Origin of the sequence: uncultured Kushneria sp., assembly GCF_947497025.1 — a bacterium.
In the GTDB taxonomy this organism is placed as follows: Bacteria; Pseudomonadota; Gammaproteobacteria; order Pseudomonadales; family Halomonadaceae; genus Kushneria.
On record NZ_CANMFC010000006.1, the window covers coordinates 47572 to 62036 of the forward strand.

Annotated in this window: 11 protein-coding genes and 1 pseudogene; 3 read left to right on the top strand and 9 right to left on the bottom strand. The window is 62.1% G+C overall.

Annotated elements, in window-relative coordinates:
* Positions 1 to 45: 45 nt before the first annotated feature.
* On the top strand, positions 46 to 1053 hold the full coding sequence (gene egtD / locus Q0931_RS11970) for an L-histidine N(alpha)-methyltransferase (RefSeq protein WP_299260589.1): 1008 nt from the start codon (positions 46 to 48) through the stop codon (positions 1051 to 1053).
* An 11-nt stretch (positions 1054 to 1064) separates the two neighbouring features.
* Positions 1065 to 3281, top strand: a complete 2217-nt coding sequence (gene bglX / locus Q0931_RS11975) for a beta-glucosidase BglX (protein ID WP_299260591.1) — start codon at positions 1065 to 1067, stop codon at positions 3279 to 3281.
* Between the two features lie 63 nt (positions 3282 to 3344).
* Here the strand turns inward: bglX and Q0931_RS11980 are convergent, their stop codons facing one another.
* Complete coding sequence (locus Q0931_RS11980; RefSeq protein ID WP_299260592.1) at positions 3345 to 4511, bottom strand: fumarylacetoacetate hydrolase family protein; 1167 nt, start codon at positions 4509 to 4511, stop codon at positions 3345 to 3347.
* Between the two features lie 276 nt (positions 4512 to 4787).
* Between Q0931_RS11980 and Q0931_RS11985 the strand changes: the two genes are divergently transcribed.
* Positions 4788 to 5663: a transporter substrate-binding domain-containing protein gene (locus Q0931_RS11985; protein WP_299260594.1), complete on the top strand. Its 876-nt coding sequence runs from the start codon at positions 4788 to 4790 to the stop codon at positions 5661 to 5663.
* Between the two features lie 67 nt (positions 5664 to 5730).
* Here Q0931_RS11985 and Q0931_RS11990 read toward each other — a convergent pair.
* From Q0931_RS11990 to Q0931_RS12025, 8 genes and pseudogenes are all read right to left on the bottom strand, one after another.
* Positions 5731 to 7014: pseudogene (locus tag Q0931_RS11990) on the bottom strand (TRAP transporter large permease).
* Positions 7015 to 7027: 13 nt separating this feature from the next.
* The gene (locus Q0931_RS11995; protein ID WP_299260596.1) at positions 7028 to 7492 is read right to left on the bottom strand and encodes a TRAP transporter small permease; all 465 of its coding nucleotides are present in this window, start codon (positions 7490 to 7492) and stop codon (positions 7028 to 7030) included.
* A gap of 105 nt (positions 7493 to 7597) precedes the next feature.
* Positions 7598 to 8572 carry a C4-dicarboxylate TRAP transporter substrate-binding protein gene (locus tag Q0931_RS12000; protein ID WP_299260598.1) on the bottom strand — a complete coding sequence of 325 codons (975 nt, stop codon included), beginning with the start codon at positions 8570 to 8572 and terminating at the stop codon, positions 7598 to 7600.
* Positions 8573 to 8606: 34 nt separating this feature from the next.
* Positions 8607 to 9743 (bottom strand): mannitol dehydrogenase, encoded by a 1137-nt coding sequence (locus tag Q0931_RS12005; RefSeq protein ID WP_299260600.1) that lies wholly within the window; start codon positions 9741 to 9743, stop codon positions 8607 to 8609.
* Entirely contained in the window at positions 9740 to 11398 is a 1659-nt protein-coding gene (locus Q0931_RS12010) for a UxaA family hydrolase (protein WP_299260602.1), read from the bottom strand. The genes Q0931_RS12005 and Q0931_RS12010 overlap by 4 nt, the downstream gene beginning before the upstream one ends.
* Positions 11391 to 12452: a zinc-binding alcohol dehydrogenase family protein gene (locus tag Q0931_RS12015; RefSeq protein WP_299260604.1), complete on the bottom strand. Its 1062-nt coding sequence runs from the start codon at positions 12450 to 12452 to the stop codon at positions 11391 to 11393. The genes Q0931_RS12010 and Q0931_RS12015 overlap by 8 nt, the downstream gene beginning before the upstream one ends.
* A 252-nt stretch (positions 12453 to 12704) precedes the next feature.
* Positions 12705 to 13547, bottom strand: coding sequence for a fumarylacetoacetate hydrolase family protein (locus Q0931_RS12020; protein ID WP_299260605.1), 843 nt, complete (start codon positions 13545 to 13547; stop codon positions 12705 to 12707).
* Positions 13548 to 13587: 40 nt separating this feature from the next.
* A complete protein-coding gene (locus Q0931_RS12025) occupies positions 13588 to 14355 on the bottom strand; it encodes an SDR family oxidoreductase (RefSeq protein ID WP_299260606.1) in 768 nt (255 codons plus the stop codon).
* Between the last annotated feature and the right edge of the window lie 110 nt (positions 14356 to 14465).

Here is a 14465-nt window from a genome sequence, read left to right on the forward strand (position 1 = left end):
CGGGCTCCCCGAGCTCTGGAATTCCTGAAAAAAGGACCGGCCGTCATGTCACAGGCACTCTCTTCTGCGTTTTCCTCTCCGAGCAACCGTCACCGGGTATGGTTTCACGATCAGCTGGCAGACCCTGCTGATGAGCAGAGCCTGCTGGAGGCACTCACGATCGGGTTGACCGATTCGCCGCGCTGGATCTCGCCCAAGCACTTTTATGATCACCGCGGCTCCGAGCTGTTCGACCGGATCTGCCAGCAGCCGGAGTACTACCCTACCCGCACCGAGGAGGCCATTCTCGAGCAGTCGGTGGACGCCATCGCCGCCTGCGTCGGTCGGGATATCGACCTGATCGAGCTGGGCAGCGGCGCCTCCCACAAGATCCGCCTGCTGCTGGATGCCCTGCGCCCGCACCACTATGTGGGTGTGGATATCTCGCGTGACTTTCTGCTGGAAAGCACCCAGCGCCTGGCCAATGACTATCCGTGGCTGTCGGTTCATGCCCTGTGTGCCGATTTCACCGCCCCGTTCAGCCTGCCCGAGCTTGAAGGCGACGCCCATCCGGTGGTGTTTTTTCCCGGCTCTTCGATCGGCAATTTCACCCCGCGGGAGGCCATGGCGCTGCTGGAGCGGGTTCATGATCAGCTGCCGCCCGGCGGCGGGCTCCTGATCGGAGTGGATCGGATCAAGGATCGCGACCGTCTGGAGGCGGCCTACAACGACGCCGCCGGCGTGACGCGCGAGTTCAACCTCAATCTGATCCACCGCCTGCGCGATGAACTGGGTGCCGAAGTGTCACCCGACGATTTCGAGCATCTGGCCTTTTACAACGAGGCCGCCTCGCGCATCGAGATGCACTTGGTCAGCCAGCGCGATCAGACCTTCAGCCTCGACGGTCAGACCATCACCCTGACGGCCGGCGAGCACATTCATACCGAAAACTCCTGGAAGTACAGCCGCGAAGGCTTTGAAAAGCTCGCCGGCCACGCGGGTTTTCAAACCCGCGCGCACTGGTGTGATGAGGAAGAACTCTTTGACGTGCACTACTTCGAACGCCCGGCCTGAAGGAGGGAAGGATGTCGTTGATGTTGTCAGACCAGAGAGCCCTGCTGCCCTTCGGCACCCGCCCGGCACGCTACCAGGCACTGTGCCGGCAGGTAGAGGTGCTGCTAGGGCAGATGACGCTGGAAGAGAAGATCGGTCAGATGAATCAGGTGGCCGGCAGTCGTGACACCACAGGGGCCCCTGCCAATACCGAGATCGAGGAGGACGTGCGCACAGGCCGGGTCGGCTCGGTGTTTAACGCCTTTGGCGTCGAGTTTACCCGCGAGCTGCAAAGACAGGCGGTCGAGCATTCAAGGCTCGGCATTCCGCTGCTCTTTGGTTACGACATCATTCACGGCTTTCGAACGATCTTTCCGATCCCGCTCGCTCAGGCAGCCAGCTGGCACATGGAGGGCATCGAGCGTGCCGCTCGCATCATGGCAGTGGAAGGCGCGGCCTCCGGCGTGCATTGGACGTTTGCCCCCATGGTGGACATCGCCCGCGACCCGCGCTGGGGCCGGGTGATGGAAGGCGCCGGAGAAGATACGCATCTGACGTCGCTGATCGCGCGTGCCCAGGTCCGCGGCATTCAGGGCAGTGACCCGGGCGCCACCGATACGCTGGCCGCCTGCGTCAAGCACTACGCCGCCTACGGCGCGGTGGAGGCCGGGCGAGAATACAACACCGTCGACATGTCCGAGTGGCGCCTGCGCTCGATCTATCTACCGCCCTTTCTGGCCGCACTGAGTGAAGGCTGCGCCAGCGTCATGACGGCATTCAACACCCTCAATGCCCTGCCGGCCACCTGCCATCCGCTGCTGCTCGATCAGATCCTGCGCCGCGAATGGTGCTTTGAGGGCATGGTGGTGACCGACTACACCGCCATCATGGAGCTTGAGCAGCACGGCGTGGCGGCCGACGCCTCGGAGGCCTCATGCAAGGCGGTCAACGCCGGTGTCGACATGGACATGCAGTCCGGCTACTTCATCGACACTCTGGAAGCGCTGGTCCACGACGGTCAGGTCGAGGAAGCGCGCATTGACGAGGCGGTGCGACGCATCCTGTGGCTCAAGGCCGCGCTCGGGCTGTTCGAGGACCCGTATCGCTACGCCGATGAGGCGCGCGAGGCACAGTGTCTTTTGACCGATGAACACCGTCGCGCCGCCCGCGAACAGGCCGCAGAGTCCATGGTGCTGCTGAAAAACGACGGCCACGTACTGCCGCTGTCCGATCAGCATCAAAAGATCGCCCTGATCGGCCCGCTGGGCAACACGCCGCGCCTGCTCGGCTCCTGGCACGGTAACGGCGATCACGACGACACCGTGACCCTGCGTGAAGGTCTGGCCAACCGGCTCGGCGAGGACGCGGTGATCCTCTACGCCGAGGGCGCTTCCAACCAGATCGGTGAAAATGACACATCCGGTATCGAGGAGGCGCTGGAGCTGGTGCGTCAGGCCGACGCCGTGGTGCTGGCTCTGGGCGAAGATGAGGATGATGCCGACGAGGCCGCCAGCCGCGCCGATATCGGCCTGCCCGGCGCGCAGCTCGAACTGGCCCGCCGGGTGCTGGAAATCGCCGGTGATACGCCGGTCGCCACGGTGCTGTTCAACGGTCGGCCGCTGGCGCTGACCGAACTCGATGACATGGCGCCGGCCATTCTGGAAGCCTGGTGGCCGGGCACCGAGGCCGGCAATGCCGTTTCTGATGTGCTGTTTGGCGACGTGAATCCCGCCGGGAAACTGCCGATGAGCTTCCCGGCAAGCGTCGGCCAGATCCCGGTCTACTACAACGCCTTCAACACTGGCCGTCCAAAGGGCGTTGATCCCAAATACGCCTCGCAGTATCTGGATATCCCCAACGCCCCGCTCTACCCCTTCGGCTTCGGGCTGTCCTACACCACGTTTGAGTATGGGTCGCTCGAGCCGGCGTGCACGGAGATTGCGCTCGATGACACCCTCGAGGTGAGCCTCACACTCACCAACACCGGCGAGCGCGAGGGTACCGAGGTGGTCCAGCTCTACCTGCAGGATGTCCACGCCAGCGTCGTGCGCCCGCTTTATGAGCTCAAGGACTTTCAGCGCCTCCGGCTGTCCCCAAAAGAGCGCCGTGAGGTGACCTTCTGCATTACCCCTGACATGCGCTGCTTTTTGAACGCCGAGCTTGAACGCGTGCAGGAGCCGGGGCTGTTTCGGGTACAGATCGGCAGCTGCTCGGAAAGCGGGGAGGAGATCGAGTTCCGGGTGGCGTGATGGCTCCACCGACAGCGCCCCGCTGGTAGCGGGGCGCTTTTCATTGATGCTGATCCCTTCGGCTCAACGCGCCAGATAGCGCATCAGGGCGCCGAGGCCGAACTGCCAGGGGGCAATGGCATCACTGCGGTCGACCCGATTGATCAGGGTGCCCAGCGCCGGGGTGTGAATACTGACCCGATCCCCCACATGGTGGGTAAAGCCCTGCCCGGGAAGGTCACGGTCCTCCCCGGGGGAAAACATGGTCCCCAGAAACAGCATGAAACCATCAGGATACTGGTGATGGCTGCCGCAGGTCTGGCGGACGAGATCCAGCGGGTCACGGCTGATCTCGCGCATATCACTGCGCCCTTCCAGCACGAAGTCATCGTCGCTGCCCTCGATGCGCATCGTGACCTGCGCCTGACGGATCGTGTCCATGGTGAAGCGGTCATCAAACAATCGAATGAACGGGCCGATGGCACAAGCACCGTTATTGTCCTTGGCCTTGCCCAGCAACAGCGCACTGCGCCCTTCGACATCGCGCAGATTGACGTCATTGCCCAGCGTGGCGCCTCGCGGCTGCCCCTGCCCGTCCATGGCCAGTACTACCTCGGGCTCCGGGTTGTTCCAGTTCGAGGCGGCGTGGACGCCCACGTTGGCGCCAAAGCCTATTGAGGACATGGGCGCCGCCTTGCTGAACACCTCGGCATCCGCCCCGATGCCGACTTCCAGATAGGGCGACCACTGACCGCGCGCCATCAGCTCTTTGCGCAGGGCCATGGCGGCCTCGGAGCCGGGCACGATGCGGGAGAGATCCTGACCGATCAGCTCGCGCAGGCGGGCACGAATATCGCCGGCCTTCGAGGCATCACCGGCGGCCTGCTCCTCGATCACCCGCTCCAGCAGGCTGACGGCAAAGGTCACCCCACACGCCTTCACCACCTGCAGATCGCAGGGAGCCAGCAGCCGGTTGCCGTGCTCATCGGGGGTGGTGGCGCTGTCGGCCAGCGACTGGGTCAACCAGGGCTTGACGGCACCCAGCGATATTCCGCTGGCCTCGCGTGCCAACGTCAGTCGATCATCGCGGTCCAGCAGCGCGCTCATGGTGCCCACGTGGGCAGTGATATCGACAAGTTCGCCGCCGCGCAGGGCGACGATTCGTGGGCCGTCACCGCGCCAGACACGCCCGACTAGGGCCGCCGCCTCGTGATCCTTCGGCAGACACTGTGAGATATCAACATCCTGCATGGAGCCTCTCCTTTTGTAGATCAGTGACGGTGGATAAACCGACAGGCAAACGCCCGGTGGAATTCGAGGGGCTGTAGTCGTTGCCGATCAGACCATGAAGTGTCGCGAAATAACGCCCGCCCTCGCCCGTCATGTCTTTTGAAAACGCCAGTGAGTGAGACATTTGCCATTGGCTCAAACAGGGTCGCCATCGGCGCGTAATCAGCGTACCCTCCCGCGTCAACACACTGCCTGTCCGGTATTTGTGACCGGATTTCCTCTGCGATGGAACATCTCATGGTTCGACTGCTGCGCACCCATGCCCGCACTCTGCCGGCGCGTCGTCTTTCTTCGGCTCTGGTGGCCGCCATTCTGTGGCTCGCGGCGCTGGCCCTGATGCTGGGCGTCTGCCTGGCCCCGCATGCCGAAGCCGCTGTCGCGCCGCAAGCCTCGGCACTGGACCGGATCATCGAGCGCGGCACGCTCAGGGTCGGCACCACCGGCGACTACAAGCCCTTCAGCTATCGCGCCACAGACGATCGTTTCATCGGCCTTGATCCGGACCTGGCGGCCGACCTGGCCCGAGCACTGGGCGTGAAGCTCGAGCTGGTGCCCACCAGCTGGCTCACCCTGATGCAGGACTATCAAAACCACCGTTTTGACATCGCCATGAGCGGTATCTCGGTCAATCTTGATCGCCAGAAGGCGGCCTGGTTCTCGGCGCCCTATCAACGCGATGGCAAGACCCCCATTGCCCTGTGTGAGCACCAGGACGACTATCAGACCCTTGAACAGATCGACCAGCCCGGCGTGCGGGTCATCGTCAATCCCGGTGGCACCAACGAGCGGTTTGCGCGCGAGCACCTGAACAGGGCCACGATTGTCGACTACGACGACAACGTCACCATTTTCGACCAGATTGTGCAGGGCAAGGCGGATCTGATGATGACCGATGCCATCGAAACGCGCCTGCAGGCCAATCTCCATCCCGAGCTGTGCGCCATCCATCCCGACCGGCCGTTCAATTTTTCCGAAAAGGCCGTTCTGCTGCCAAGGGACATGGACCTCAAGCTTTTTGTCGATCAGTGGCTGCGCCAGCTCAGGGAGAGCGGCTCGTTTGACGAACAGCTCAAGCACTGGCTCGAGTACGACTGGTCACATCATTCGAGTTGATCGGTGTCGCGGTGCCCCTGCATCACGTTCAGCGATGCAGGGGTACACTGTTCACAACACCATGTGTTCAGAACACCATCGCCGGCAGGGCCAGTGACAGCGCCGGAATAAACGTCACCAGCAACAGCATGGCCACCAGCAGCAGCCAGAAAGGCACCATCGCCCGAATAAAGTCGGGCAGTTTTACCCCGGTAATGCTGCACGTGGTGAACATGACCGTGCCCAGCGGCGGCGTGATGGTACCGATGGCGGCATTGAAGATGAAAATGATGCCAAAGTGCACCGGATCAATACCAAACTGCGCAGCGACCGGGGCCAGCAGCGGTGACAGCACGATCAGGATGGCATTGCCCTCCAGAAACATGCCCAGCACCAGCAAAATGGCATTGGCCAGTAACAAAAAGGCCACTGCACTGCTCACCTCCGCCGACAGGAAAGTGGTGATGGTTTGCGGCACCTGCTCCCAGGTGAGAAAACGGGCAAACCCCTAAGCCACACAGATGATGAACAAAACGTTCACCGCTGACAGCAGCGATTCACGCGTGGCCAGCGCGATGGTGGTCGGGCGCAGTTCGCGATAGACAAACACCCCCACGATCAGCGCGTAGGCCACCGCCATCGCCCCGGCTTCGGTTGGCGTAAAGACACCGATGCGAATGCCGCCAATCACCAGCACCGGCAGCGCCAGCGCAATCAGTCCGGCACGGGTCACGCTGATCCACTCCTGACGTGAAACCCGTTCGCGTCGCGGCGGCTGATAGCCATGACGCCGACACATGATCGACACCATGACCATCATGGCCAGTGCCATCCCGATGCCGGGCACCACCCCGGCCATGAACAGCCGCCCGATCGAGACGTTATTCACATAGCCGTAGATGATCAGCGCAATGCCGGGCGGAATGGTTGAGGTAATCAGTGACGACGCCGCGGTAATGGCCGCTGAAAAGGGCGTGGGATAACCGCGCGCGTTCATCTGCGGCACCAGCAGCTTGGCGTTCATGGCGGCATCGGCAATGTTGGAACCGGACAGCCCGCCCATGAAGGTACTCAGCAGCACGTTGGACTGGGCCAGCCCACCGTGAAAGCGGCGGGTACACAGCTCGGCCAGATTCAAAAGCCGGGTGGTAATGCCGGAATAGTTCATGAACACGCCGGCCATGATGAAAAAGGGGATGGCCAGCAGCGACACCGACTCAAGACCGCCGGCCAGGCGCTGAATCAGTAGCACCAGCGGTTGATCGGCGCCGATCAGAAAGTACAGAAATGTCGAGAGAAACAGGGAAAAGGCCACCGGGGTGCCCATGAAAAACAGCACCATCAGGGCGCCAAGGGCTGCAAGGACTGCCATAAGCGTCTCTCTCCTATCGCGTGAACAGCCGACGCGCACCGTGATAGAGCATCATGGCGGCACTCAATGGAATGACGAGATACACCCAGAAATAGGGGATCTGAAGCATGGGGGTACTGCGAAAGGCGGCAAAGGGCAGAAGCTTGAGCCCCCAATAGAGCATGACGCCGGCGGCCATCATGATCATGACGACGTTGAAGATCCGCTCACGCCAGCGCTCGAGCGGCCCGGGCAGTCGCTCGCCGAAAAGATCGATCAACACGTGCTCGTTGCGCCGTACCAGCGCACTGGCGCCCAGAAAGGTCGCCCAGACCAGCAGCAGCTGCAGTACCTCTTCCGCCCAGGCCAGCGGCGTGTTGAGGAAGTAGCGCATCAGCGCATTGGCCAGTACAATCACGAAAAGGGCAAAGAGGGCGAGACTGCCCAGCACCTCATCCAGATGCATCAGACGATCCAGCCCGGCCATGATGGTCTTCATCCTCTCTCTCCCGGCCGGGAGCGCTGAGCCCCCGGTACTTGTGCGATGCAACAGGTGTGGTCAAGGGACACCGCGCGCGCGGTGCCTTTCAACCCCGACACGGCCTCAGCCATTGATGATCTCGCTGATACGATCATAAAGACCCGGCGACCACTGCGGGAAAGCCTCGGGAATTTCCTTGCGGGCACGTTCCTGGAAAGGGGCGATATCCACTTCATTGACCTGAACACCGGCTTCTTTCAGACGCTCGATATCCTTGTCGTTTTGCGCCATGACCAGTTCGCTGGCGTGGTCGGCAAAGCGCTTACCCGTCTCGGTCAGAATGCGACGCTGGTCGTCATCAAGCTGTTGCCAGAAGGCCTCCCCGGTCACAAACGGGGTCACGGTCTGCATGTGACGCGTCAGGTTGAGCTGCTTGACCACTTCATAAAACTTGCCGCCATAGAGCACCGACGGCGGATTCTCGACCCCGGAGACCATGCCCTGGGCCAGCGCCGGATAGACATCCCCCAGCGACATCGGGGTAGGGATGCCACCCATGGCGCGAATGGCGGCCACATACATGGGCGAGTTCTGGACCCGTACCTTCACGCCCTGCAGATCTTCGGGCGTTTTCACGGCGTTTTTCGACAGCAGCTGGCGCTCACCGTAGACCACGTTGGGGACCACAATGTGATAGCCCTGAGCATTGAGCTTCTGGTTCTGCTCGGCAAACCATGGCGAATCAAACACCTTGAGCTTGTCGTCGAAGGTTTCCGACAGATAAGGCGCATCAAGCACGCTCAGATCCGGCACCGAGTCCATGAAGTTGCTGTAGGCATTAATGCCGATCAGTGCCGAGCCAAAGCGTGCCTGCTCCATGACCTCGGTTTCAGAGCCCAGCTGACTGGCCGGAAACGGCTGCAGCACCAGATCCCCGTTGCTCTCCTCCTTGACCCATTCGGCCCACTGTTTCACGGCCACATCGATCGGCTCCCCCGGCTGATTGCCGTAGGCCACCTTGATTTCCGTTGCCGCCAGTGACGTGGCACTCATGCCCAGCGATGCCACGGCAACACAGCCCAGAATGAAATGACGCATGATGCTGACTCCTTGTCGGTGAAGGCGCAGGCAGTTACCGGCGGCCGTCAATCTCCGCAGCCCAGGCACGCAGCAGCGGAATATTCATGTCGTGATGCTCGGCCAGCGCCAGCAGCGGGATAACGCGACGCTGGCACTTGGCTTCGTGGTTTTCGGCGATATCTGCCAACCGATGGTCCAGAAAGGGGTTTTCAAAACGCTCGAGGGTGGTGGTGCGATACGCCGCCGGTTCCAGCATCGGGAAGGCGCGTGCCAGCAGTACGACGACCTCATCCAGCAGCGCTTCAAGTGGTGCACGCAGTCGAGGTTCAACAATCGCTTCACGCACGAACGCGATCTCGTCAGTCAGTGACAGCGACTGCCACTGATGCACCAGAAAGGTGTGGGAAAGATTGAGGATATGAAGCTTTTGTTTTTCGAATGGCTCGATGTCATCCACCAGGTTCACATCCGGATGGCAGCAGGGCATTTCCAGCCCCGGCGTGCGGCGCACCGCCCACAGCGCGTAGGGCTCGGCCACGGCACCAACCGGTTCGATGGCCTCGGAGACGATGCGGTCCACCAGGGTGTCCACCCACAGACAGCGAGTTTTGAGCCAGCTCGTGAAGGCATCATCGGCGTAATGCTCACCGGCCAGATCCAGCATCAGCCGGCGCAATACCTGGCCGTTGTCACTGACCAGCTCGCACGGCATCAGCGTGACACCTGCCCTGCCGGCCTTGAAACGCGCCCGCAAAAGCTTCAGAAGTCGACAGGGAAAACTGCGCGGCAGCGCCTCACACGGGCTGTCGTTCTCGGCCACCTCATAGCCGCGGTCGGCAGTATTGGAAACCACATGCGTAATGCGCTCGACAAAAAGTGCCTCCAGCGTTTCCCACTGCTCATCGGCAATCAGACAGCCGGCCAGCGCATCGATCTGATGGGTTTCATCGATGTCCTGACCGTCACGCCGACCGCGAATACGCAGCGGATAGACGCTCTGGTGCATCAGGGCACGCGCCTTTTCACGCCCGGCCGGACGCGGGGAAGACTGCACCACCACAACCCGCTTGTGCGACTGGCCGGCGGCCAGCGAGGCGCTCACGAAGGCATCGACATGCGCCAACAGAAAGCGGCTGGTGCCGAACTGGAGAATCCCGGCATGCGCATTCTCAAGGACGTCACGGGTCATAGCGACACTCCGCGCTTCCAGGGGATGAAGTCCTGCTGATCAAGCCGTGAGGCACAGCTCTGATAGCGCCCCGAGGCGGTGTCAATGCAGCGCTCGAGTAGCGCATCGGCCAGTGCATCGATGGAAGAGCTGCCCTCCACAATCGGACCGGCATCGAAATCGATGGCATCAAACATGCGCCGGGCCAGTTCGCTGTTGCTGGCAATCTTGAGTACCGGGGTGACCGGGTTGCCGGTGGGCGTGCCCAGCCCCGTGGTAAAGAGCATCAGGTTGGCCCCGGAGCCGGCCATCGCCGTGGTGGATTCCACATCGTTGCCGGGCGTACACAGAAGGCTCAGGCCCGGTCGGGTGACCGGTTCGGTGTAATCGAGCACATCCACGATGGGGCTATCACCGCCCTTGCGCGCTGCGCCGGCGGATTTCATCGCATCGGTGATCAAACCATCGCGGATATTGCCCGGCGACGGGTTCATGGAAAAATCCGCACCGACCGCGCCGGCATGGCGTTGATAGGCGCTCATCAGATCGCGAAACCGCGCCGCGAGCGCATCGCTGGTGCAGCGCGACGCCAGCTCATGCTCCACGCCGCACAGCTCGGGGAACTCACTGAGAATGCCCGACCCGCCCAGCGCCACCAGCCGATCGACCACGCCGCCGACCAGTGGATTGGCCGAGATACCTGAAAACCCGTCCGAGCCGCCACATTCAACGCCCAGCACCAGTTTTGAAAGCGGCGCGGGCTGACGGGTGATCTCGTTGGCCTGACGCAGACCGTCAAAAATGGCGCTCAGCGTTTCGCGCATCAGGGTCTGTTCATCGCCCAGGGCCTGCTGCTCGAAAAAATGAACGGTGCGCGTGCCTTCAGGGTCGCGCGCCGCAATGGCCGCCTGCAGCAGGGAGGCCTCGGCGTTCTGACAACCCAGACTCAGCACCGTGGCACCGGCCACATTGGGATGACAGATATAACCGGCCAGCAGCTGACACAGCGCGCGGGCATCTTCACGCGTGCCACCACAGCCCATCGAGTGGGTCAGAAAGCGCACCCCGTCGACATTGGGAAAGGGCGTATCCATCACCTCCTCACCAATGCCTTCCTCGTTGGCGCCCTTCCCGGCCAGGGGCTCGCCGCTTAACAGCGCGCGTGCCATGCGCTTGTAATGGCGATGCGGATCATTGCCCAGCGCATCGTTGATACAGGTGCGCAGCACTTCGATATTGCGGTTTTCACAGAACACCAGCGGCACCACCAGCCAGTAGTTGGCCGTGCCCACGCTGCCATCACCGCGATGAAAGCCCTCAAAGGTGCGTCCTTCAAAGGCACTGACATCAGGCGCCTGCCAGTCGGTGCGACGCGCCTCGCTACGGGCGCTATCGGTCACGTGCTCCACGTTCCCGGTCGTCAGTCGCCCGCCAGCGGCGATCATCTGAGTGGCGCGCCCGACCGTCACGCCATACATGGTCACGACATCGCCAGTGGCCAGTGCCTGATGGGTAAACTTGTGCTTTCTGGCAATGGGTTCGGCCAGGGTCACGACCGTCTCGCCTACGTCCACCTCGGCCCCCGCAGGCAGATCCACCAGCGCCACGCTGACGTTGTCCAGCCGATGAATTCTGAGCGTGCGGCGAAGATGCTGGGTGGCAATGACATTACTCATGAGCGGCCTCCGGCGTTTGGTGATCGGTCTCTGAACCACCGGCAACATGCACCATGCCCTTGATCACGCCGGTGGTCGGATCACACCACTGCGCCATGATCCCCGGCATGTCTTCCAATGGCGCCCGGTGAGTGATCATGGCGCGCTCAAAGAGTTTTCCGGCCTCCATCAGGCGGGTCACCCTGTCGAAATCCTCCCGCGTGGCATTGCGGCTGCCCAGCAGGGTCAGCTCGCGCTTGTGAAAATCCGGGTCGTTAAAGGTGATATCGGCGCGCACCACGCTGACCAGCACATAGCGCCCACCGTGGCCGGCGAAATCGAAGCCGCGGTTCATGGCCTGCGGATTGCCGGTGGCATCAAACACGACATCCGCCATGACTCCATCGGAGAATGACGCGATGGCATCAAGGCTGTCGCCTTCGGCCACATCAAAGGTCTCGACACCCAGCGTGTCGCGACAAAATGCCAGTCGCCCCTCGTGGTTATCCAGCATCATCACCCTGGCACCCTGAGCCTGTGCCAGCTGCGCCACCCCCATACCAATTGGCCCGGCGCCCGCCACCACCACCAGCTCACCGTCGCCAAGCTGGCTGCGACGCACGGCGTGGGCGCCGATGGCGAGGCACTCGACCAGTGCAAGCTGTTCAAAGGAGAGCGTTTGGGAGGTCACCAGATGCGTGGCCGGCACCACCAGATACTCCGCCATGCCGCCATCGCGATGCACACCGATGACTTCAAGGTTCTGGCAGCAGTTGGTGCGCCCACGCAGGCAGGCACTGCATTGACCACAGTGCAGATAGGGGATGACGTAGGCCCGCTGCCCGACAAGCGAGCGGTCCACATCGTCGCCGGTCGCCACGACCTCGCCGGAGAGTTCATGGCCCAGCACGCGCGGATAGCTGAAATAGGGCTGTCGGCCGCCATAGGCGTGAATATCGGTGCCGCAGATCCCGACGCAGTGGATACGCAAAAGCGCCTGACCCGGTCCGCACCGAGACGCATCGGTCTCTTCAAGCGTCATTTTTCCTGGCGCTTCACATACCAGCACGTGCATACCCGTCTCCCGGCAATTCCTGATCGTCGTCAGACATCACATAACCAATGGTCTGACCTTTAAACCGATCATAAGCCGGTGGCCTCGGAACTCAATTGATCGATAGGCTATGAGACGAAGGCATGAAGGCGTGGAGATGTCCCTTGAAAGGGAAGGCGGGACGCAACATTGCGGCAGGTATTAAAAAAGCGCTCCCGGCACAGGAAGCGCTGCTGTCGATCCGTCATGCCCGTCAGAGACGTCAGGGGGGCATCAGGCCTGCACGGTGCGCCGGGACTGCTCGCCCAGCCCCTCAATGCCCAGCCGCATGGTCTGCCCGGGGCGCAGATACACCTTCGGGCTCTGCCCCATGCCCACGCCCGGCGGCGTGCCGGTCGAGATCACATCGCCTGCCTGCAGGCTCATGAAGCGGCTGAGATACGCCACCAGATGCGCCACACCAAAGACCATGGTGCTGGTCGAGCCATTCTGATAGCGGTGCCCGTCCACTTCCAGCCACATGCCAAGGTTGCCCGGATCACTGATCTCATCGGCCGTCACCAGCCAGGGACCGAGCGGGCCGAAGGTATCGCAGCCCTTGCCCTTGTCCCAGGTGCCGCTGCGTTCGAGCTGAAACTCGCGCTCGGAGATATCGTTGATGACGCAATAGCCGGCCACGTGGCTCATGGCATCGGCCTGATCGATGTAACGCCCGGGCGTGCCAATCACGACGCCCAGTTCGACTTCCCAGTCGGTACTGCGAGAGTCCCGGGGGATCTCGATATCATCGTTGGGGCCGCAGATCGCGCTGGTCCACTTGTTGAACACCACGGGTTCGACCGGCAGCTCGGCACCGGTTTCGGCGGCGTGATCGGCGTAGTTCAGACCGATACAGATGAACTTGCCGACACGACCTACGCAGGGACCGATGCGCGTGCCTGATGCCACGATCGGCAGGGCATCCGCGTCCAGCCGTGAGAGCCTGGCGAGCTGATCGGGCATGAGTGCCTCGCCGGCAATATCATCCACGTGGCCGGACAGGTCCCGCAGGCTGCCGTCGGCCGCCACCAGACCCGGCTTTTCAAGGCCCTTCGGCCCGAAACGCAATAGTTTCATGCAGTTCTCCATGGTGAAGTGATACCGCTCGCAGACCTGATCAGTTGGACCAGCCGCCATCGATCATCTGGGTGGTGCCGGTAATAAAGGCTGACTCATCGCAGGCCAGCCAGGCCACCAGCGCCGCCACTTCCTCGACGCGTCCGAGCCGAGCCATGGGCTGACGCGCCACGAACTCGGCCATCACTTCCGAGGCGGCAAGCCCTCGTGCGCTCGCCTGCGCCTTGATACGTTCGTGCAGTGAAGGAGAGTCCACGGTGCCCGGACATATGGCGTTGCAGCGAATCCCCCGGGTCATGTAGTCCGCAGCCACCGATTTGGTCAGTCCGATGACCGCGGCCTTGGTCGTACCATAGGCGCAGCGGCTGGCGACCCCCTTGATGCTGGAGGCCAGTGAGGCCATGTTGATGATACTGCCACCCCCATTGGCCAGCATGGCCGGCAAAAAGGCCTGAATGGTATGGAACATGGCCGTGACATTGAGCGCCATGGCCATCTGCCAGTCCCGGTCATCGCACTCCAGCACACTGCCGTGATGCACAATACCAGCGCAGTTGAACAGCACGTCGACCGGGCCCACCTCCAGAGCCAGCGCATGGATGGCTTCAACATCGAGCACATCCAGCTGACGCTGCGTCATCCTGTCAGGATCGGATAGATGCGACAGATCAAGATCGGTGGCGATGACCCGGGCACCCTCATCGGCCAGACGACGCGCCGCGGCGCGGCCAATGCCCTGTCCGGCCGCCGTGACCAGCGCTGTTTTGCCCTGCAGGCGCCCGGGAGAAAAAGTTCTGTTCGTTTTCATGGCACATTACCCTTGAGCCATATGTCATCCTCGGTGCGGATGACATGACACATCGATTAAAGCAAAATGCCCAATGGACTGACCTTTAATCATTGGTCGCAGCACCGTGT